The organism is Paraburkholderia sp. GV068 (assembly GCF_003058125.1).
Classification (GTDB): domain Bacteria; phylum Pseudomonadota; class Gammaproteobacteria; order Burkholderiales; family Burkholderiaceae; genus Paraburkholderia; species Paraburkholderia graminis.
Genome location: NZ_QBUB01000009.1, coordinates 43,657 through 63,440, shown reverse-complemented (window position 1 = coordinate 63,440; position 19,784 = coordinate 43,657). Strand labels below are relative to the sequence as shown.

Below are 19,784 nucleotides of genomic sequence, written 5' to 3'. Positions count from 1 at the left end.
GAGACGATGATGAAAGAGAGCGATACCACACGAGACTACCCGTATGCATCCGGCGGCTGGGGGTCGTTGAAAGCGGTCACGACGATCCTGGCGCAGGAGCATGTGAGCGTCAAAGACAGCGCAGCGCTGCGCAAGCAGAACAAACCGGACGGCTTCATGTGCGTAAGCTGTTCGTGGGCGAAACCGGCCGACCCGCACGTGTTTGAGTTTTGCGAAAGCGGTGCAAAGGCGACGGCGTGGGACCTCACATCGAAGCGGATGACGCCCGAGTTCTTTCAGCTTCACACCGTAACTGAACTGTTGTCATGGCACGATCATGATCTGGAAGAAGCAGGGCGCCTCACCGCGCCGTTGCGCTACGATCCGGCCACCGACAAGTACGTGCAGGTCGAATGGCAACAGGCATTCGACGAAATTGGCCGCGAACTGAATCAGCTCGATCCGGACAGCGTGGTCTTTTACGCGTCGGGCCGTGCATCGCTCGAAACCTCATACATGTACCAGCTTTTCGCGCGCATGTATGGCACTAACAATCTGCCGGACAGCTCGAACATGTGTCACGAGAGCACCAGCGTCGGCTTGAAGGAAGCGATCGGCGTGGGCGTCGGCACGATTACGCTCGAGGACTTCGAGAAGACCGATCTGATGTTCTTCTTCGGCCAGAATGTCGGCACCAATAGTCCGCGCATGCTTCACCAGTTGCAGGACGCGCGCAAACGCGGCGTGCCTATCATCACGTTCAATCCGCTTCGTGAGCCGGGCCTCGTGCGCTTTGCCAATCCGCAATCGCCGGTGCAGATGCTGACGCCCGACAACACGCAGATCAGCACGCAATATCATCAGCTTAAGACGGGCGGCGATACCGCGGCGATTCTCGGCATCTGCAAGGCGGTGATTGCCGCCGACGATCTCGCCATCGAACAGGCGCGACCGCGCGTCATCGACGTCGATTTCATTCGCGAGCACACAACCGGCTATGAAGCATTCGCGAACTATGCGCGCGAGGCGTCGTGGGCGGACATCGAGAAAGTGAGCGGCTTGCCGCGCGAGGCGATAGAAGCTGCGGCGAACGAATACATGAAAGCCAACGCCGTGATGATTCACTACGGCATGGGACTCACGCAACACCGACTCGGCGTGCAGAACGTGCGCATGGTATGCAACCTGCTCTTTCTGCGCGGCAATATCGGCAAGCCGGGAGCCGGGCCTTCTCCGGTGCGCGGGCATTCGAACGTGCAGGGGCAGCGCACCGTTGGCATCACGGAGAAACCGGAACTCGCGCCGCTCGACAAACTGGCCAGTCAGTTCTCGTTCGAACCGCCGCGCAAAAAAGGCTTGAATACCGTCGAGGCATTCGAGGCAATGCTTAAAGGCGAGGTTAAAGGCGTGTTCAATCTCGGCGGCAATCTCGTGCGTTCAGTACCCGACCGTTTGCGCATTGAACCCGCATGGCGCGGTTTGCGGCTGAACGTGAACGTTGCGACGAAGCTCAACCGCAGCCATCTCGTGCACGGCGAGATTTCGTACATTCTGCCGTGCCTGAGCCGCATTGAAATCGACCGCCAGGCGAGCGGCGAGCAAGCTGTTTCGATGGAAGACAGCACCGCCTGCATGCATGGCTCGCATGGCGTGGCCGAGCCAGCAAGTGAGAACATTCGCTCGGAGCCGTACATTGTCGCCGGCATCGCAAAAGCGACGCTGGGCACGCGCTTTAACGTCGATTGGGATGCGTGGCGAGACGATTACTCCGTAGTGCGCGACGAAATAGCGAAGACGTACCCGGAGATTTTCCACGATTTCAATCAGCGCATGTGGACGCCCGGCGGATTTCACAAACCTTTGCCGGCCAGCCAGCGGCAATGGAAAACGAAGAGCGGCAAGGCGGAGTTCCTCGTGCCCAAGGCGCTGGGCGAAGACCCCGACATGCCCGAGCGTGAACCGGACGCGCTGCGGCTCATGACGCTGCGCTCCGACAGCCAGTTCAATACGACGATCTACGGTCTCGACGACCGCTTTCGCGGCGTGCAAGGCAGCCGCATGGTTGTGCTGATGAATCCGGACGATATGGCGGCGAGCGGTCTTTCCGAAGGCGACAAGATCGGCTTGCAGACCATCGCCGATGACGGCTTTGACCGGCGTGTGAGCGGCTTTACCGTGAAGGCGTATGACATTCCGCGCGGCTGTATCGCCGGCTATTACCCCGAGTGCAATCCGCTATTACCGCTGTGGCATTACGCGGAGGAGAGCAAGGTGCCAGGGGCGAAGTCTATTCCGGTGAGGATTGTGGATAAACCGGGCGCGCAGGCTTCGGCGTGACAAATCAGCCGGGCTTCCTACAGTCCGGCTGATCGTAAGTGCGTAATCAGCGCTTAATTGGCACTTAATCCGCGTACCGAGTTCTGCGCGATTTCGGCAGGCAATGCGTCGCGCCGATCACAAGCAGAGAGCCGAGCAGAAACGTGGCGACCGGGAACGTGCCCGCCGTATTCACCGCGATTTCGCGCGGACGTTCGCCGAGAAGCTGGAGTCTGCGCCGCGTCATCTTCGCGCCAAGCGAACGCAGCTCGTCCTTCAACGCGCGTTCGGCGGTGGGCAGCAGTACCGTTTCCTCATCGGCCACATGGTGCATGACTTCGCGCATCAGTTGCTGAAAGAGGCCGTCGTAGGCTGCGTCCTCGGGACCGGTCGCGCGCAGCTTCGCAATCGTCGCGCGCATTTCGTCGTGTTCGGGGCGGCTCTTTTCGAGCGTCTGATCTTCGCTGAGTACGCCGCCCAGCGCCGGGTAAAAAATCTCTTCTTCCAACTGCGCGTGAATTTCAAGCGCGGCACACACTGAATTCACAATTGCGCGCTTACGCCACCACGCGGTGTCCGGATGATAGCGATGGAACGCGGTGAGTACATGCATATGATCCAGCCGGATCATTGAGGTGATGGTGGGCGACACCGACGAATTGCTATCGGGCATGGCAGTTCTCCAGAATGACGCGGCGCCAGGCGTCGGTATTGGGGATTGTCGGCATGCGCAACATCGGCATGCGGGCGCTCGCGGATGCGCGACATACCGCATTCTCCGTACCTGCAACGCTGCAATAGTCACGTTACTTACGTCAGTCAGGAATTTTTTCTATGTCGCGCAGCCAGACGGTTGCCTCGCTATCGCTCGGCGCGCGCCAATCGCCGCGCGGCGACAGTGAACCGCCGGAGCCGACTTTGGGTGCATTGGGAATGCACGAGCGCTTGAACTGACTCGTGTGAAAAAAGCGCTCGGCGAAAATCGCCAGATTGCGTTTAATGTCGGCCAGCGTGTACTGATTGCGCGCAACATTCCGGCCCGCAGGCCAGACGCCATGCTCCCGGTCGGCCCACGCGCTATGCGAGAGAAACGCCACTTTCGACGGAGCAAAGCCGAAACGCAGCAAGTAGTACAAGTTGAAGTCCTGCAATTCGTATGGACCGATGATGCTTTCGGTTTTTTGATCGATAACTTTCTCGACTTTGCCGGGCACCAGTTCCGGGCTGATCTCTGTCGCGAGAATCTGTTCGAGCACGCGCGAACCCGCGTCGCCTACCTGACCCGATTCCGCGACCCAACGGACAAGATGTGTGATGAGCGTCTTCGGCACGCTCGCATTCACGCTGTAGTGCGACATGTGATCGCCGACGCCATATGTACACCATCCGAGCGCCAGTTCGCTGAGATCGCCGGTGCCGATCACAATGGCGTGATGAAAATTGGCGAGCCTGAAAAGATGGCTCGTGCGCTCGCCGGCCTGAACGTTTTCGAATGTGACGTCGTACTGTTCTTCGCCGGTCGCGAATGGATGATTCAGGTCCTTCAGCATTTGCATGCAGCTTGGACGTATGTCGATTTCCTGCATCGAGCAGCCCACGGCCTGCATCAAATCTTTCGCCTGCTGGAGCGTGCGGCTGCTGGTCGCAAAGCCCGGCATCGTATAGCCGAGGATATGCGAACGCGGCAGTTTCAACCTGTCCATCGCTTTCGCGCAGACGAGCAGTGCCTGAGTCGAATCGAGCCCGCCCGAAACGCCGATCACGACTTTCGAAATGTTGGCCGCGCCGAGCCGCTGAAGCAGTCCCTGCACCTGTATGTTGTACACCTCGGCGCAGCGTTCATCGCGCGTCGCGGGATTGGACGGCACATAAGGGAAGCGGTTGATCGCGCGCATGAGCGGAAGATGCTCTGCGTCCGGCAGCGAAGCCGGCACGCTGACCACCTGGAATTTGCGGACTTCGTCTGCATGGCGGCGCGTCGATTGGCCGAAGGTCGTCTGCCGCATTCGTTCGCGCGACAGCCGTTCGAGATCGACGTCGCCGAAAATGATGTGCGACGTATCGAGAAAACGATCGGACTCCGCCAGCAGTTCGCCGTTTTCGTAGATCAGCGCCTGGCCGTCCCATGCAAGGTCGGTGGTGGATTCGCCGCGCCCCGCCGACGAATACAGATACGCGGACAGGCATCGCGCGGATTGCTGCCCAACCAGTTGATGACGATAGCCCGACTTGCCGATCACGATGTTCGACGCAGACAGGTTCACGAGCACGGTCGCGCCCGCCAGCGCGGCAAACGACGAAGGCGGCACGGGAACCCACACGTCCTCGCATATTTCAATGTGAAAGCGAAAGAGCGGCGCGCCGGGAACGTCGAATAGCAGCGATGCGCTAAACGGCGCCTGATGTCCGCACAGCGTTACTTCGGTAGACGATGCATTCTCCGCCGCGCTGAACTGCCTTGCCTCGTAAAACTCGCCATAGTTCGGCAAATAACTCTTCGGCACGACGCCGCATAGCTTCCCGCTTGAAATGACCAGTGCGCAATTAAAGAGCTTATGCTCGATCTTCAGCGGTGCGCCGATCACGAGTACCGCGGGAATGTTGGTGGACGCCGCAACGATGTCGCCAATTGCCGCTTCGCATGCATCGAGCAACGCGCGCTGATGGAAGAGGTCGTCGCATGTATAAGCGGAGATGCCCAACTCGGGAAACACCACGAGCAACGCACCCTTTTGCGCGGCTTCCCGCGCGAGCCGCAGCGTTTCCTGGGCGTTGAATTGCGGGTCGGCGACGCGGCACACTGGAACCGCGACCGCGACACGCGCGAAATCGTGACTGTAAAGATTGAAAAATGATCGCGTCATGGTGCGCGGCGCCTCGCGTTCGGCAACTGATTGAAATAATGCTCGATCCGCGACAGTGCATAAAGCGCGGCGTTCTGCCTGATGGTCGTACGGTCGCCGTCGAACACGCGAGTCTCGCTGAACATGTATTCGCCGTCGCGGCGCTTGTAGCGCCACGCGAAGCATTGCGTGCCCGGCGCGAGATCCGTGCCTTTCGGCGGCGGGCCTGCAATTCCCGTATTGGCAACGGCAATATGCGCCGAGCACGCTTCGAGCGCAAGCACGCCGGTGGCCATCTCGCGGGCGACTTCCTCGCTCGTCAGGCCGTGCTCTTCGATCGTTTGCGCCTGCACGTTGAGCACACCGCATTTGCCCGATGGCGAATAGACGACGAATCCCATGTCGAGGCACGCGCCGCTGCCCGGCACGTCTGCGATCAGCGATGCAATCAGACCGCCGGTACACGATTCGGCGGTCGCGATCACGAGACCGCGCGACGACAGAAATCCAACCACGCTGCGGGGAATATTCATTTTTTTCCTCTCTCATTCAGGGCATGGACCGATCACTTCTGTGCAAGCAAGTGCGATACCCGTTGCGCGTGCAGGTACTCGAAGCGGCACGCGGATTGCTCCACACGATGGTCCCTTCACCGGGACGCCATGGTTGTTTGTTCGGTTCGGCCCGCCGGTTGGCGGGCCATTTTTTTGCCGAGGCCGCCGAAGCATCGGCGCGTCGCTTCGCAGATCGGTACAGCGATTGCTGTTTCTGTTGGGCGCAACCACACGCGACGGTAAAGGAGGCGACGCCCATGATGTTTCCCACAATCGTTATCAATCGCGAGGACCCCGCCTCGATGGACGCACAGACGCTGCTCGACGAACTGAGTGCGACGCTCGCCGTGTTCACCGGCGACAGCGGACAGAACCGCTTTTCCATTCGCGACGTCACGCTCGATTGCTCGCGCTTTCTGGTGGCGCGAAGTGATTCGGCGACTCCGCTCGGCTGCGGCGCATTTCGTCCGCTGGGCGAGCATATCGCCGAAATCAAGCGCCTGTATGCGCGTCCGGGCGCCGATGGCGTGGGCAGTGCAATCCTCGCGCGACTCGAGAAAGAAGCGGCGCAACTCGGTTATCAGGCGCTGTGGCTCGGCACGCACCTGAACAATCGCCGCGCGATCGACTTCTACGAAAAGCATGGTTTCCAGCGCATTGCGCCGTATGGACCGTATGTGGGCAAGGCCGACGCATGCTGCTACGAAAAGCGCCTCGGCGGGCAGGCGCCCGACAATCAGCGCAAGGAAACGATGCGCGACGCGTGACGCGTCAGAAACTCGACGGCATCGCGCGGCACGACACACGCCGCGCTACTTATGCAATTTTTTGCGTAGCGATTGAATGTCGTTCGCGGTGACGGGCCGCGCGTCGTTGCCCCATGAACTGCGAATCCATGAAAGCACGCTTGCCATTTGTGCGTTCGTGAGCGTTTGAGCGAAGCCGGGCATGGCCTGGCGCGGCGGCCCGCCGATCGTCGCGGGACTGTTGCCGCCTTCCACCATCAAGCGGATCAGCGAGGTCGTGTCTTCGGTGATCACCGACGGATTGCCCGCGAGGCGCGGAAACACATTCGGCACGCCGGTGCCTTCCGCGCCGTGACATTGTGCGCAGAACGAAACATAGACGCGTGCGCCCACCGATTGCGGCGCATCGACGCGATTGCCGTTGCGCGTCGGCAAGTCGGGCTGAGCATGCGGATCGTAGCGTCCGGAAGGTTTTTGCGCGGGCAGCGATTTCAGATAGTGCGCCATCGCGAGCGCGTCGTCGTCCGTCAGATACTGCGTGCTGTCTTCGACCTGCTCGACCATCGAGCCGAATGCCGCGAGGCCCGCACCGTGGCCCGTCTTCAGAAACGCGGCGAGATCTTTTTCGCCGATGCGCCCGAGCCCCGAGCCGGGATCGCCAGTGAGATTCGGCGCAAACCAGTTGTCGTTGATACCACCGGTCAAATAGCTAGGCGAGGTTTCGTCATAGCCGCGTTCCTGGAAGCCCAGGCCGCGAGGCGTGTGACATGCGCCGCAATGGCCAGGGCCTTGCACGAGAAACGCGCCGCGATTCCATTGCGCGTCGCGTCCCGGCTTCGGCCGATACGGCTCTTTCGGAGCGAAAAGCTGTTGCCAGAAGTACAGCACCCAGCGCTGATTGAAGGGGAACGGGACTTTCGTCGGCGGCGCGGGTTCGGGGACTGGCTTCACGCCATGCATGAAATACGCGTAAAGCGCGCGCATGTCGTCGTCGGACATTTTCGCGAACGACGCATACGGCATCGCGGGATAGAGGCGCTTATTGCCTGGCGACACGCCTTCTCGCACGGAGCGCGCGAAGTCTTCATAGCTGAATGCGCCGATCCCATAGCGCTTGTCCGGCGAGATATTGCTGCTGACGATCGTGCCGAAGGGCGAGGTCAATCCGAGGCCGCCGCCGTACGCTGGTCCGCCGACCGCGGTATGGCATCCCGCGCAGTCGGATGCTTTCGCGAGATAGTCGCCGCGCGCGACGAGCGCGGCATCCGCGGCTTGCGATTGCTGCGCGCATGCGCGCTGTTGCGGCGAGACATACAGCACGCCAAGCACGCACAGCATCGCGGCAGCGCCCAGCGCCCTATAGGTGAAGCGCCGGGTCATGAATTGCTGTCTCTGTGTGCGGACAGCGCGTTCGGCATCAGCGTCGCGGGCGCGCGATGCATCAGCCAGCGCGCGCCGGTCGCAAGCGCCGCGATCAGATAGGCGAGGCCGCCGGGCACCCACATCACGAGCCCGCCGAGTTGTTGATCCTGCAACGGATCGAAACCGAGCGCCGACGTGGGCTCGATATACGCGGGATACCAGAGTCCCGGCGCGAGCGTGAGCAATGCGCCGAGCGCGCCGGTGTGAACCATCGTCGTGAAGAGCGACAGCATCGCATAGCCGCTCTGATCGCGTCGCGTGCCTTCGCCGAACACGACCCACCAGAACAATAGTGCGCTCAGCAGAAAACTCGCATGTTGAAGCGTGTGAATAGCGGACGACGCAAGCGCCGCTTCGAACAGACGCGGCATATGCCAGGCCCACAACGCGGCGGCATGCAGCATCCACGCGACGGCCGGCGCGCACAGCGTTCGCCAGAGTGCGCGCAACGGCGGCGTGCGAACCGCCGCCGCTATCCGGTGACGCGCGGCGGGAGGAAAGGCCCATAGCCATACCGCGAGCGGCCTGCTGAGCACGAGCAGCGGCGCGGCGACGATCATCATCAATTCGTGCTGAACCATGTGCGCGGAGAAGAGCGCGGCGCTCAACGCATCGAGTGGCGAATCGAGCGCGGCGACGAGCATGAGCCATCCGAGTACGAATGCGCCTAGCTGACGCGCGCGAATCTCGCGACCGCGTTTGCTGCGCGCGCGCAGGCGCCGATAGCCGGCCACATACAAAGCAAGACTCACGATCAGCAAGGCGACGACCCAAGGCTCGAACGTCCAGCGCAGCACAGGCGGCGCACTGCGTTCGGCAGCGCTCAGCACATGCGCTTTTACCTCGGCAGAAGCGCAGAGCGCGGCACAGGCAAGCAGACAACGGAGCGGATTGTTCATTGCACGCACGGAGAAATAAGCCATTGCGGTATCCACATTGCGACGAGCGCGAGCGTCGAAAGCATGCCGACCCATGTGGCCGCGCAAGCCATCATCGCGGGCCGCGCAGGCAGGGCCGGCGCGCTCGCCGGCGCAACCATGCCGGCCTCGCGCCAGCGATGCCACGCAAGCAGCGTGGCGACGATCGAGAACAGCAGCGCACTGCCTGTCACGCTGCCCAAAGGCAGGAGCGTGCGCCACGCGCAGGATGGCGTGACGAGCGCATAGTCGGCGCTCAGCGCGGCGAGTACCGCGGAGGGCGCACCAAGGAGCGCGAGCCAGGTTCGCATGGCAACCTCCATCACAACCGGGGAGCAAGATAGATCACCGCATAGATCGGCAACCAGCTCAGTACGACGAAGTACCAGTACAGCGCGTTCTCGCTGACATCGACGAAACGCTTTCCTTCGAATGGTCCGGTGAATAACAGCACGGCGAGGACCGCGGTGTCGACGGCGTCGGTAATCAGGTGAGTGGTGTGCAGACCGAGCAGCAGCCACACGACGGAGCCATACGCGTTCGCATACCAGCTCACGTTGAGCGCCGCGAATTCGAAGCCGCGAATCACGAGGAACACGACGGCGAACAGCAGACACACCGCGAGCCACAGCCGCGCGCGGCCGCGCTGCTCGCAGTCGGCGGCGCGCTTCGCGAGTTGATTCGGCCACATGCTCAGCAACAGTACCGCCGTGTTCACGCTGCCCCACAGCAGCGCGGGCGGCGCCGCGTCGAGCGGCCAGTGCGCGGTGAGGCTGCGCAGATAGAAGTACGCCATTGCCGCGATGGCGAATACGGTGCCTTCGATCAGCATCAGGCACACGGTGCCCCACCACATCAGGCTGCGATGTCCGAAGCCGAAGCTCGGCAAATGACGCACGTCCAGCATCAACGCAGGCGCGGCGCCCTGTTGGTCCAACGCCGCATTGCCGGGCACCTTGCGCAGTTCCGTCATGGCCGTTGCTCCAACTGAAGCGCGCGCCGGTTTTGCCCGCGATTCGGCCAGAACCAGCCGATCATCGCGACGATCACGGGCACCGAGCCCCACACCACGGCCCACGGCGAAAAGATCGAGCCGATGAAGAGCACCGTGGTCGCCACCGCGCTGATAAACGGCCAGATCGACGGCGACGGAAACAGCAAGCGCAGGTCGGGCAATGCATCGAGTGCAGTGGTGGACAGCACTTCGCGCGACTCCGCCGCGAGTCCGCTGACATGCGTCGGCTGAGCGCCTGGTTCCCACAGCGGATCGCGTCCGTGAACCACCGGCAACGCGTCGAAATTATGCGGCGGCGGCGGGCTCGCGGTGCTCCACTCGAGCGTGCCCGCGCCCCACGGATCGGCGCCCGCAATTGCACCATGCCGATAGCTACGGAGCACATTGACGATAAAAATCAGTACGCTCACTGCGATCGTTATCGCGCCGATCGTCGCCGTCATGTTCAGGCCGTCCCAGCCCATTGCATGCGGATACGTCCACACGCGCCGCGGCATGCCGTGCAGACCGAGGATGTGCATCGGAAAGAACGTGACGTTAAAGCCGATAAAAAAGAGCCAGAATTGCAGGCGTCCGAGCGTCTCGTTCAGCATTCGGCCGGTCGCTTTCGGAAACCAGTAATAGAACGCGCCGAATAGCGGAAACACCGCGCCGCCAAGCAGCACGTAATGCAGGTGCGCGACGACGAAGTACGTGTCGTGCACCTGCAGATCGAGCGAGACCGAACCAAGCATCACGCCCGTCATTCCGCCGAGTACGAGAATGAAGAAGAAGCCGAGCGCGAACCACAGGGGCGTCTTCAGATTGACGCGTCCTGTCCAGAGCGTCGCGATCCAGCAGAAGATCTGCACGCCGGAGGGAATGGCGATCATCAGGCTCGCCGCGGTAAAAAAGCTCTTGCCGAGCGCGGGAATGCTCGTCGCGAACATGTGATGCACCCACAGCCCGAACGCGAGAAACGCGGTGGTGATGAGCGCCAGCACCATCGCCGGATAGCCGAAAATGGGGCGGCGCGCGAACGTCGGAATGATCGACGATAGAAAGCCGAGCGGCGGAATAAAGATCAGGTACACCTCGGGATGGCCGAAGAACCAGAACAGGTGCTGCCACAACAAGACGTCGCCGCCGCGCGCCGCGTTGTAGAAATGCGTGCCGACGAGACGGTCCAGAATCAGCGCGGTACTGCTCAGCATCACCGCCGGCATCGCGAACAGCACCATGAATTGCGTGATCAGCGTGGCCCACACGAAAAGCGGCATGCGGTTGAGCGACATGCCCGGCGCGCGCATCTTGAAGATGGTGGTGATGAGCACCACCGCTTCGAGCAGGCCGGAAAGTTCGGTGAAAGTGATCATCTGCGCCCAGATGTCGACGCCTTTGCCGGTCGAATAGTCGGGTCCGGCGAGCGGCACGTAACTGAACCAGCCGGCGTCGGGGCCGGCGCCGAGCAGAAACGCTACATACAGCGTCGCGCCGCCGAACAGGAAGACCCAGTACGCGTAGGCGTTCATCCGCGGAAAGGCGACGCTGCGCGCGCCGATCATCAACGGTACGAGCCAGCCGGCGACGGCCTGCATGACCGGCACGGCGAACAGAAACATCATCGTCGTGCCGTGAATCGTGAAGAGCTGGTTGTACAGCTCCGGGCCGACGAGGCGATTGCCGGGCCGTGCGAGTTGCAGGCGCATCGCAAGCGCGAGCAGGCCGGCAAGCAGGAAGAACACGAACGTGGTGATGACAAAGCGCCGCGCCACGGTCTTGTGATTGATCGCCGATAGCCGGCCGAGCCAGCCGGGCGGATCGCTCCAGGTGCGCGCGAGTGCCTCGGTGATCTGGTGTCCGGCAGCGGGGCCGTCCACCAGATGCTCGATCGGGCGCGCGGAAGCGGAATGACGTTCGCTCATTGAAGGGTTCTCATCCATGCTACAAGCGCATCGAGGTCCTGCGCGGATAACTGGCTCGCCGGCATCGTCGTGCCGGGCTTCATGCTGCCGGGCGCCCTGATCCACGACGCCAGGTTGGCAGGCGTGTTTTCGAACGTGCCGGCGCCGAGCATCGGGCGACTCATGACGTGCGTGAGGTCGGGCCCGAGCACGCCGTGCGCGGAGGTGCCGCGCACGGTGTGGCAGCCCGCGCAGTTGCCGGTCGTGAAGAGGCGCTCGCCCTGTGCCTGCAATGCGTTGGCCGGCTGCGGCGCGGGCGCCCGCTGACGCGCGAGCCACGCGTCGTACTGGGCGGGCGGCTCGGCGACCACGGTGAACGCCATCAACGCATGTTCGAGGCCGCAGAATTCGGCGCACTGCCCGCGGTAGGTGCCGGCGCGGTCCGCCCGGAATTCGATCGTCGATTCGCGTCCAGGTATCATGTCCTTCTTGCCGTGCAGGTTCGGCACCCAGAAGGTATGGATCACGTCGTCGGCCTTCAGCGAGATCACCACCGGCCGTCCCACCGGAATGTGCAATTCGTTGGCAACGGCGAATCCGCCGCCGCGCGTGTCGTCCGCGTAACGCGCTTCCCACCACCACTGGTGCCCGGTCATCTCCAGATGGACGGCGTCCGCGACGGGCAATCGCGACAGCGCGCGATCGGTCGCAATGTCGGCGACCAGCAGACCAAACAGCAGTACGACCGACGCAATCGACGCCGCGCCGACCACGCGGCGCACGCGTTTCTCCGGACGCTCAAGCGGGCCCAGGTCGGGGTTCGCATCGCGGCTCACGCGCGGCGCGCGCGCCATTGCGACGAGCAGCGCGATCAGCACGGCCGCGAAAACGAGCGAGCAGACCGTGAGCGTCAGCGTCCAGAGCGTGAAGATGTGCGACGCCTGCACGCCTGCCGGGCTGAGCGCATCATGGGCGGGCGTGGCCCGTGCATTCAGCGTTGCGCTGCAGCAGCAAAGCGCGGCGATCCGCAGCAGCCACGAGGCATGCCGCTGCTTTCCAGCAGGGTTGTCCAGCCGGCGTCGAGATGCTTGGCCTGTGTGCATGCTTGCGCGAGGTGGCGTGATGGTGGGGACGTTTGCGACTGGCTAGCAATCGCTGTACCTCGCGCGAGGCCGCGCCGGCGGCGCTTTCAAACGCTTACAGAAGTCGCGCCCGTCTTACTTAATGAGCGGCGAGAGCGCTTCATATCGCCGGCGTTCGCTAATAAAATGTTGCGATGCGCATGAGGCCGCAGAGCCCCGGCTTGCCGCTGCTTTATGTGCGAAAGAACAGAAAACCAGTACAAGAACACGGGGTGCGCCGTCTCCGGCGCATTGAATCGCAGGCCAGGTCCTCGGCCTATTGTCCAGGAGCAGCTTGATGGCGCATGCATACGAGCCGGATGACATCGTTCAGAACTGGGCGAATATATGGCTTCAGTCTTTGCGCGACTATGCGGTGATCGGCCTGTCGGAAGACGGCCGCATTCGCTCGTGGAATCCGGGCGGAGAAGCCATTCACGGCTATAGCGAAGAAGAAGTGATCGGTCAGCCGCTCGACATCTTCTATAGCGCCGAGCAGCGCGCCAAAGGTCTGCCGCAAACGGCGCTCGCCACGGCGCGCCGCGAAGGCCGCTTCGAGGGTGAAAGCTGGCGGCTACGCAAGGACGGCAAGGCGTTCTGGGCGAGCGTCGTGCTCACGGCGCTGCGTTCGTCCGACGGCGCGCTGCTCGGCTTCGGCGAGATCGTGCGCGATATGACCGACAAGAAAGCGGTGCACGACGCAGTGCTCGAAAGCGAGCGGCGTTTCCGGGTGCTCGTCGACGGCGTGACGGACTACGCGATCTTCATGCTGTCGCCGGAAGGCCGCGTGACGAACTGGAATTCGGGCGCGCACCGCATCAAGGGCTATGCGGCGAATGAGATCATCGGCTCGCATTTTTCGCGCTTCTATACACCGGAAGATGCCGCGCGCGGACTGCCGCAGCGCGGCCTGGAAGCCGCCGCCCGCGACGGCCGCTTCGAATCGGAAGGCTGGCGCGTGCGCAAGAACGGCTCGCGTTTCTGGGCGCATGTGGTGATCGACGCGATCCGCCACAACGGCACGCTGGTCGGCTTCGCGAAGATCACGCGCGACATCACCGAGCGAATGGAAGCGACGCGTTTGCTCGAAGAGACCCGCGTCGCACTCGTGCAGTCGCAGAAGATGGAAGCGATCGGCAAGCTGACGGGCGGCGTCGCGCACGACTTCAACAACGTCATGCAGATTTTGCGCGGCAACCTCGAACTGCTGGAAAGCCGCCATAAGCGCGACGGCTGGACCCGTGAGCGTCTCGACAAGGCGATCGACGCCGTGGAGCGCGGCGCGAAGCTCGCGTCGCAACTGCTCGCGTTCGGGCGTCAGCAGCCGTTGCGGCCGATCGTGATCAATCTCGCCTCCGCGATTCGCGGCATGGACGACCTGCTGCGCCGCGCGCTCGGCGAGACCGTCGAGATTGAAACCGTGGTGGCGGGCGGCCTGTGGAATACGCTCGTCGACGTGCATCAAATGGAGAACGTGATCCTCAATCTCGCGATCAATGCGCGCGACGCGATGAAGGAGGGCGGCAAGCTGACCATGGAAGTGTCGAACGCGATGCTCGACGACCATTACGTCGCGGGTTTTCCCGACGTGCCCGCAGGCCAGTACGTGATGCTCGCCGTGACCGATAGCGGCACGGGCATGCCGCCCGAAGTCGTGCAGCGCGCGTTCGATCCGTTCTTCACGACCAAGCCGGAAGGCGAGGGCACGGGCCTGGGTCTGAGCATGGCCTACGGCTTCGTGAAGCAGAGCGGCGGTCACATCCGGATTTACAGCGAGGTCGGACACGGCACGACGGTCAAGATCTATCTGCCGCGTTCGATGGAAGAAGCGGTCGAGGCGCCGGTTTCGCAGCCGGTCACGCTGCTCGGCGGAACGGAGACGATCCTCGTCGTGGAAGACGACAAGGACGTGCAATCCACTGTGGTCGATACGCTCTCCGGTCTGGGCTACAGCGTGCTGAAGGCGAACGACGCCGAGCAGGCTCTCGCCGTCGTGCGCAGCGGCGTGCATATCGACCTGCTGTTTACCGACGTGGTGATGCCCGGCCCGCTGCGCAGTCCGGCGATGGTCGCGCAGGCAGTGCAGATGTTGCCGCGTCTGAAGGTGCTTTTTACATCGGGCTATACGCAAAACGCGATTGTGCACGGCGGGCGGCTCGACCCCGGCGTCGAGTTGCTGAGCAAGCCGTATAGCCGCGAACAACTGGCGTACAAGATCCGGCAGATACTCGGCGTTGCGCCGCTCGTGCGCACTACCAACACCAATACCCACAGCGTTAGCAATGCGCACATGAACAGCACTAGCAACAGCAATAGCAGCAGCCGCGGCCACGAAACGCAGCAGCCGGCCGGCGGCGAGACGAGTCTGCGTCTCTTGCTGGTCGACGACGACATCGACACGTCCGAGGCCATCGGCGAATTGCTGAAGCTCGTCGGCCACGATCCGGTTGTCACCGGTTCGCCGCAAGAGGCGTTGCGCCTGCTTGAAGCGCAACCATTCGACGTGCTCATCACCGATCTGTCGATGCCTGTCATGCCGGGGCTCGAGTTGGCGCAACGCGCCACGCAATTGCGGCCCACGCTACGGGTTATTTTTGCGTCCGGCCACGAGATGCCCGCGGTCGACACCTTGCCGTTTCGCTGGGGAGCGCTTCGCAAGCCGTATAGCATCGACGAATTGAGCGCGATGCTGCGCGGCTTCGACGACTAGCGGGACCGCACGCGACCTGTCAGCGTCCAAAGGTATTGCACGTGAATCGGAACTGAGCGACCGCGGCGGCGTCGCGTTTGCCGCGTTGCCGCAGTTCGTCTGCGAGGAGCTTCTGGAAGACGGCCGCTTCCTTTTCGCCGTACAGTTGGCAGAACTCGGTCAGCGTTTCCGCAATCGCGCGCCGTTCGCTTTCGCGACTCAATGTGCTGCTGATATGCGAAGACCCGCGCGCGAGTTCGAGCACGTACGCAAGACGTGCATTCGCCGCGGCGGCGCCGGCTGTTTTCGCCTTCGGCATGGGTTCTCTCACTATTTTTATTGATGTACGGCGAGGCTGGCTCGCCGGTATCGCGTGGTGACAGACGTTGCTTTGAATCTATCGTTTGAATTTATCGCGCGATGCTGAAGGAAATCTTAAGGCTGGTCTCTAGCGGCCACCGGACCTAGCTTCTGTCTACCGGCGACGCGTCGACGCGCGACTGGCTGCGCATATCGCGTAGAGCGTCTTCTGTGCCGCGCCGGATCGGCGGCAATCCGCTGATTTTTTCGGCCAGCATCCGCTCGTACACGCCGAAGTGCAGGTCCACTTCTTCTTGCGTCACGACGGTCACGAAGATGCGCACTTGCGAGGGCAGCAAGCCGAGCACGGTGGCAATCGCGGCTTCCAGTTGCGGAGCGCATAACCGGTCTTCCGCGAAGGTCGTTCCGACCGAGACGTCGTAGGTTTTCTCTTCTCGCACCGCAACATCGACGAGGCGCGCGCGGGCGCTCATGTTGTTCTCTATCGCAATCCGTATCACGTCGACGGCGGTTCGCATTCCCTCGGTGGGAAACCCTCTTGGCGAGCGCAGGCACACGCGGTGACGACCAAGAGTGAGCCAGTCTGAATCGAATTCCATGCCTTTTCTCCGACACTTTTTGATCTCGCACAACTATGTGGCTGCGCCGCTATTTTTCAAGCCCGGAAATTTGCGTGAAGGGTCTTGAAATCGTTGCGCGCGGATTTATTTTAGAAGTCGTTCAGTGAGTTGCGATCATGCAGACGCGCCGTTTCTGCAATGCGCTGCGTGTTCGATTTGTCTGTCAGGGGCTGCGGGCAGGCGGAGTGCAGTGTGCAGTGCCGTCCTCTCCTCGCCCCGGTACTACCGAGGAGGAAACGATCATGAGCGACCTTTACTTCGCGACCGACCTGTTCAGCCAGTTCGACCGTCTGCAGCAGCAGATGTCGGCGCTGTTCGGCGGTTTTCCTTCGAGCATCCGCTCGAGCCGCCTCGCGGCTTTTCCGCAAATCAATATCGGCACCACCGACGATTCCATTGAGATCGTCGCGTTCGCGCCGGGCATCGATCCGTCGCAACTCGACGTGTCGATCGACAAGGGCTTGCTGACGATTGCCGGCGAGCGCAAATCCATCGCGCCGGAGGCGGACGAGTCGACCCGTCAATACGCGCAGGAGCGTTTCACCGGGTCATTTCGCCGCGTGATCGAATTGCCGCAGCAGGCCGATCCCGACAAGGTGGAAGCCCGCTATACGAACGGCTGCCTGTCGATTAGCGTCGGCAAGCGCGAATCGTCCAAGCCTCGCGCAATCGCCATTCAGTGATCTCACCGATACCGATGATGGAGGGAATCATGAACGATACGACCGATGTAGTTCAGAAGGAGCAGCAGCCCGTCGCGCGCGGCGAGCGCGAACCGGCCGAGCCGCGCACGACGCTCACGCCGCCCGTCGACGTGATCGAGAACGCGCATGGCGTGACGCTGTGGGCGGATCTGCCGGGTGTGTCGAAAGAGAAGCTGGAAGTGCGCGTGCACGACGGCAATCTGCATATCGAAGCGGAAGCGAGCGTGCCGACGCGCGCCGGCTTGCGTCTGCAACACGCGGAAATCCGCGCGCCGCATTTCTCGCGCTCGTTCACGCTGAGTCCGGAATTCGACACGTCGAAGATCGAAGCGAACCTGCAGGATGGCGTGCTGAAGCTCGTCATTCCGCGGCGCGAAGAGGCGCGGCCACGGCGGATTGAGGTGAACGTCGGCTAATGGCAATGCCGCGGCCCGTGCGTTAGGGCCGCGGTTTGTGTCCGTTGGATGGCTAGCCGCATACCTGCTGTGCGTCGGCATCGCTGTCCGACGCCGGCACGGCCGCGCGCGTGCCCGCGACGATGCGCTCGTACACGCGCAGATAGTCGTCGGCCATGCGCGCGGCCGTGAAGCGCGCGTCGAAAGCGCGGCGGCATTGCGCGCGATCCAGTTCGCCGATGCGCGCGACTGCCTGCACGGCCTCTTCCACGTTATCGACGATAAAGCCGCTGACGCCGTGCTCCAGCACCTCGGGCACCGCGCCGCGTCCGAATGCAATGACCGGCGTGCCGCATGCCATCGCCTCGATCATCACCATGCCGAACGGCTCGGCCCATTCGACCGGAAAGATCAGCGCGCGCGCATTCGCGATCAGTTCCTTGCGCAATGTTCCGCCGACTTCGCCGAGATAGTCGGTGAAGTCGCGCGAACGTTCGAGCAGCGGCTCGATTTGCTCCGTGAAGTACTCGCGCTCGCCGGGGTGAACCTTGCCGGCCATCTTCAACGGCAGCCCCGCGCGCCTTGCAATTTCGACGGCGAGATCGGGCCGCTTGCCGGGCATGATGCGGCCGAGAAAGAGCAGATACGAGCCGGCACGCGGCTCGAATTCGAATTCGTCGCGCGGCAGGCCGTGATGGATGGTCGCTTGCCAATTGGCGAAGGGCACGGGCTTGCGCTGATCGTCGGAGATCGACACCAGCGGCGCCGACGCAAATTCGCGAAACAGCGGTCCGTGATCCACCGGCAGTAATTGCCCGTGCAATGTGGTGAGCGACTTGCATGGCAGCGACCGCGCGAGCGGAAAGTGCAGCGGATCGCCGTGAAAATGCACGACGTCGAATTCATGCGCGAGATCCGCGACGCGCGCGAGCTGCCGCACATGATGCGTGAGCGTGTCCCACACCGCGCTATCGCGCCATAGTCCCCGCTCGCAGATCGGCACGAGCCGCGCGGCGGTGCGCGAATCCGCCGTGGCGAATAGCGTGAGTTCGTGGCCTCGTCGAACGAGTTCTTCAGTCAGGTAGGACACCACGCGCTCGGTGGCGCCGTAGGCGAAAGGCGGAACGCTTTCGTAGAGAGGTGCGACTTGAGCGATTCTCACAGGCAATCTTGTCATCAGGTTGGGTTGCGGCCGCGTCCGCGATAAGCGCGCACGCGGCCATCGCGACACGCCTTACGACTGGTCTTTTTTCACTTCCGACAAGTCACTTTCCTTCACTTCCGCTTGCCGGACAGTGGTGCCGTCTTCGCCGGTTTCCGACACGTCGGTTTCAAATGTTCCTTCGCCGGAATCGTTTTGCGTGGACTCGTTGGATTCGTTCGGGTCGTTCGGTTTGGTTGCCATTGCGTTCTCCCTCGGTTGGTTGGAAGGCAAGTGCAATCAGCAAGGCACGGTCCCGAGCGGTGCGATGCGTTGGTCCGGCGTTCGCGTGCGAGGCCGCGAAAAATTCGTCTGCTTGACGCGCCGCGGCATGCGGGTTGCTGGCCTACCGGTGTCGCAACGAACATTGCGCCACCCTGGCTACCCCGTTCGAACAAGTGAGGAAACGCATGAAGAAGATGACAGTAATTGCACTAGCGTGCGGTTGTTTCAGCCTGGTTCCGGTCGCTGCTAACGCGCAGACGGAAGCCGCTTCCACCACCGCCGCGAATCCGCTCTCGCAGGTGGACAAAGACTTCGTTCAGGCCGCCTCGATGTCTTCGTCGACGGAAATCGACGCTTCAAAACTCGCGACCAGCAACTCCAGCGACAAGGACGTGAAGTCGTTCGCGCATCACATGATGATCGACCACACGAAGCTCACAGTCCAACTGAAGATGGCTGCACCGCACGGCGTTGAAGTGCCGAAGGACAATTCCGACACGAGCGTGCTCGACGCGCTCAAGCCGCTCAAGGGCAAGGAATTCGATCAGGCTTATATCCAGAAGCTCGGTCTTGAAGGCCACAAGAAGACGATCGCGGCTTTCGAAAAGGAAATTGCCGACGGGCAGAACGCGAAGCTCAAGCAGGCCGCGCAAAAGGCGCTGCCGACCATCAAGGAGCACTACCAGCGCGCCCAGCAACTCGCGTCGAAGAAGGGCGTCTCGGAGCAGTAACGCCTGCTTCCCGCCGATGGAGCCGCGCGAAGCGGCAAGCCCGCGCTCCGTCGACGCCGACCTCGCGCAGCACGCCATGTGGCACGTGGCGTGCTGCGTTTG

At 62.4% G+C, this 19,784-nt stretch carries 19 protein-coding genes; 6 read left to right on the top strand and 13 right to left on the bottom strand.

The genetic code is table 11. The features are described 5' to 3' along the window. Positions 1-9 precede the first annotated feature (9 nt). On the top strand, positions 10-2,316 hold the full coding sequence (locus C8K18_RS19100) for an FdhF/YdeP family oxidoreductase (RefSeq protein WP_107709073.1): 2,307 nt from the start codon (positions 10-12) through the stop codon (positions 2,314-2,316). A 64-nt stretch (positions 2,317-2,380) separates the two neighbouring features. Here C8K18_RS19100 and C8K18_RS19095 read toward each other — a convergent pair whose 3' ends face one another. The 3 genes from C8K18_RS19095 to C8K18_RS19085 form a co-directional block, all read right to left on the bottom strand. Next, positions 2,381-2,968 carry a hemerythrin domain-containing protein gene (locus C8K18_RS19095; RefSeq protein WP_107708851.1) on the bottom strand — a complete coding sequence of 196 codons (588 nt, stop codon included), beginning with the start codon at positions 2,966-2,968 and terminating at the stop codon, positions 2,381-2,383. 142 nt (positions 2,969-3,110) lie between these two features. Further along, complete coding sequence (locus tag C8K18_RS19090; protein ID WP_107708849.1) at positions 3,111-5,159, bottom strand: NAD(+) synthase; 2,049 nt, start codon at positions 5,157-5,159, stop codon at positions 3,111-3,113. After that, positions 5,156-5,671, bottom strand: coding sequence for a CinA family protein (locus C8K18_RS19085; protein ID WP_107708847.1), 516 nt, complete (start codon positions 5,669-5,671; stop codon positions 5,156-5,158). Before C8K18_RS19085 ends, C8K18_RS19090 begins: the two co-directional genes overlap by 4 nt. 278 nt (positions 5,672-5,949) lie before the next feature. On the opposite strand from C8K18_RS19085, the gene C8K18_RS19080 reads away from it, so the two are divergent. Then, positions 5,950-6,459: a GNAT family N-acetyltransferase gene (locus C8K18_RS19080; RefSeq protein WP_006049363.1), complete on the top strand. Its 510-nt coding sequence runs from the start codon at positions 5,950-5,952 to the stop codon at positions 6,457-6,459. Positions 6,460-6,504: 45 nt separating this feature from the next. On the opposite strand, the gene C8K18_RS19075 is transcribed toward C8K18_RS19080, so the two are convergent. The 6 genes from C8K18_RS19075 to coxB are packed head-to-tail and all read right to left on the bottom strand — an operon-like array spanning position 6,505 to position 12,778. Then, entirely contained in the window at positions 6,505-7,818 is a 1,314-nt protein-coding gene (locus C8K18_RS19075) for a cytochrome c (RefSeq protein WP_107708845.1), read from the bottom strand. Next, on the bottom strand, positions 7,815-8,783 hold the full coding sequence (locus tag C8K18_RS19070) for a cytochrome c oxidase assembly protein (RefSeq protein WP_107708843.1): 969 nt from the start codon (positions 8,781-8,783) through the stop codon (positions 7,815-7,817). Before C8K18_RS19070 ends, C8K18_RS19075 begins: the two co-directional genes overlap by 4 nt. Beyond that, positions 8,756-9,088, bottom strand: a complete 333-nt coding sequence (locus tag C8K18_RS19065; protein WP_006049366.1) for a hypothetical protein — start codon at positions 9,086-9,088, stop codon at positions 8,756-8,758. Before C8K18_RS19065 ends, C8K18_RS19070 begins: the two co-directional genes overlap by 28 nt. An 11-nt stretch (positions 9,089-9,099) precedes the next feature. Next, a complete protein-coding gene (locus C8K18_RS19060) occupies positions 9,100-9,750 on the bottom strand; it encodes a cytochrome c oxidase subunit 3 (protein ID WP_006049367.1) in 651 nt (216 codons plus the stop codon). Continuing rightward, positions 9,747-11,696 (bottom strand): cytochrome c oxidase subunit I, encoded by a 1,950-nt coding sequence (gene ctaD, locus C8K18_RS19055; RefSeq protein ID WP_107708840.1) that lies wholly within the window; start codon positions 11,694-11,696, stop codon positions 9,747-9,749. The genes C8K18_RS19060 and ctaD overlap by 4 nt, the downstream gene beginning before the upstream one ends. After that, positions 11,693-12,778, bottom strand: coding sequence for a cytochrome c oxidase subunit II (gene coxB / locus C8K18_RS19050; protein WP_107708838.1), 1,086 nt, complete (start codon positions 12,776-12,778; stop codon positions 11,693-11,695). The genes ctaD and coxB overlap by 4 nt, the downstream gene beginning before the upstream one ends. 316 nt (positions 12,779-13,094) lie before the next feature. Between coxB and C8K18_RS19045 the strand changes: the two genes are divergently transcribed. Then, positions 13,095-15,506: a PAS domain S-box protein gene (locus C8K18_RS19045; protein ID WP_107708836.1), complete on the top strand. Its 2,412-nt coding sequence runs from the start codon at positions 13,095-13,097 to the stop codon at positions 15,504-15,506. Between the two features lie 19 nt (positions 15,507-15,525). Here C8K18_RS19045 and C8K18_RS19040 read toward each other — a convergent pair whose 3' ends face one another. Together C8K18_RS19040 and C8K18_RS19035 are read right to left on the bottom strand one after the other, a co-directional pair. After that, a complete protein-coding gene (locus tag C8K18_RS19040) occupies positions 15,526-15,804 on the bottom strand; it encodes a hypothetical protein (protein WP_107708833.1) in 279 nt (92 codons plus the stop codon). 145 nt (positions 15,805-15,949) lie between these two features. After that, on the bottom strand, positions 15,950-16,405 hold the full coding sequence (locus tag C8K18_RS19035; RefSeq protein ID WP_053859454.1) for a hypothetical protein: 456 nt from the start codon (positions 16,403-16,405) through the stop codon (positions 15,950-15,952). 263 nt (positions 16,406-16,668) lie between these two features. On the opposite strand from C8K18_RS19035, the gene C8K18_RS19030 reads away from it, so the two are divergent. Together C8K18_RS19030 and C8K18_RS19025 are read left to right on the top strand one after the other, a co-directional pair. Then, positions 16,669-17,109, top strand: a complete 441-nt coding sequence (locus C8K18_RS19030) for an Hsp20/alpha crystallin family protein (protein WP_006049373.1) — start codon at positions 16,669-16,671, stop codon at positions 17,107-17,109. Positions 17,110-17,138: 29 nt separating this feature from the next. After that, complete coding sequence (locus tag C8K18_RS19025; protein ID WP_006049374.1) at positions 17,139-17,546, top strand: Hsp20/alpha crystallin family protein; 408 nt, start codon at positions 17,139-17,141, stop codon at positions 17,544-17,546. A 52-nt stretch (positions 17,547-17,598) separates the two neighbouring features. On the opposite strand, the gene C8K18_RS19020 is transcribed toward C8K18_RS19025, so the two are convergent. Continuing rightward, positions 17,599-18,687, bottom strand: a complete 1,089-nt coding sequence (locus C8K18_RS19020) for a glycosyltransferase family 4 protein (RefSeq protein ID WP_053860752.1) — start codon at positions 18,685-18,687, stop codon at positions 17,599-17,601. A gap of 72 nt (positions 18,688-18,759) precedes the next feature. Continuing rightward, complete coding sequence (locus C8K18_RS33340; RefSeq protein WP_006049376.1) at positions 18,760-18,930, bottom strand: hypothetical protein; 171 nt, start codon at positions 18,928-18,930, stop codon at positions 18,760-18,762. 206 nt (positions 18,931-19,136) lie between these two features. On the opposite strand from C8K18_RS33340, the gene C8K18_RS19015 reads away from it, so the two are divergent. Next, the gene (locus C8K18_RS19015) at positions 19,137-19,682 is read left to right on the top strand and encodes a DUF4142 domain-containing protein (RefSeq protein WP_006049377.1); all 546 of its coding nucleotides are present in this window, start codon (positions 19,137-19,139) and stop codon (positions 19,680-19,682) included. The last annotated feature ends 102 nt before the right edge of the window (positions 19,683-19,784 follow it).

Coding starts and splice junctions, on each gene's coding strand:
- C8K18_RS19100 (WP_107709073.1), top strand. CDS start 10: ATGAAAGAGAGCGATACCACACGAGACTACCCGTATGCATCCGGCGGC.
- C8K18_RS19095 (WP_107708851.1), bottom strand. CDS start 2,968: ATGCCCGATAGCAATTCGTCGGTGTCGCCCACCATCACCTCAATGATC.
- C8K18_RS19090 (WP_107708849.1), bottom strand. CDS start 5,159: ATGACGCGATCATTTTTCAATCTTTACAGTCACGATTTCGCGCGTGTC.
- C8K18_RS19085 (WP_107708847.1), bottom strand. CDS start 5,671: ATGAATATTCCCCGCAGCGTGGTTGGATTTCTGTCGTCGCGCGGTCTC.
- C8K18_RS19080 (WP_006049363.1), top strand. CDS start 5,950: ATGATGTTTCCCACAATCGTTATCAATCGCGAGGACCCCGCCTCGATG.
- C8K18_RS19075 (WP_107708845.1), bottom strand. CDS start 7,818: ATGACCCGGCGCTTCACCTATAGGGCGCTGGGCGCTGCCGCGATGCTG.
- C8K18_RS19070 (WP_107708843.1), bottom strand. CDS start 8,783: ATGGCTTATTTCTCCGTGCGTGCAATGAACAATCCGCTCCGTTGTCTG.
- C8K18_RS19065 (WP_006049366.1), bottom strand. CDS start 9,088: ATGCGAACCTGGCTCGCGCTCCTTGGTGCGCCCTCCGCGGTACTCGCC.
- C8K18_RS19060 (WP_006049367.1), bottom strand. CDS start 9,750: ATGACGGAACTGCGCAAGGTGCCCGGCAATGCGGCGTTGGACCAACAG.
- ctaD (WP_107708840.1), bottom strand. CDS start 11,696: ATGAGCGAACGTCATTCCGCTTCCGCGCGCCCGATCGAGCATCTGGTG.
- coxB (WP_107708838.1), bottom strand. CDS start 12,778: ATGCACACAGGCCAAGCATCTCGACGCCGGCTGGACAACCCTGCTGGA.
- C8K18_RS19045 (WP_107708836.1), top strand. CDS start 13,095: ATGGCGCATGCATACGAGCCGGATGACATCGTTCAGAACTGGGCGAAT.
- C8K18_RS19040 (WP_107708833.1), bottom strand. CDS start 15,804: ATGCCGAAGGCGAAAACAGCCGGCGCCGCCGCGGCGAATGCACGTCTT.
- C8K18_RS19035 (WP_053859454.1), bottom strand. CDS start 16,405: ATGGAATTCGATTCAGACTGGCTCACTCTTGGTCGTCACCGCGTGTGC.
- C8K18_RS19030 (WP_006049373.1), top strand. CDS start 16,669: ATGAGCGACCTTTACTTCGCGACCGACCTGTTCAGCCAGTTCGACCGT.
- C8K18_RS19025 (WP_006049374.1), top strand. CDS start 17,139: ATGAACGATACGACCGATGTAGTTCAGAAGGAGCAGCAGCCCGTCGCG.
- C8K18_RS33340 (WP_006049376.1), bottom strand. CDS start 18,930: ATGGCAACCAAACCGAACGACCCGAACGAATCCAACGAGTCCACGCAA.
- C8K18_RS19015 (WP_006049377.1), top strand. CDS start 19,137: ATGAAGAAGATGACAGTAATTGCACTAGCGTGCGGTTGTTTCAGCCTG.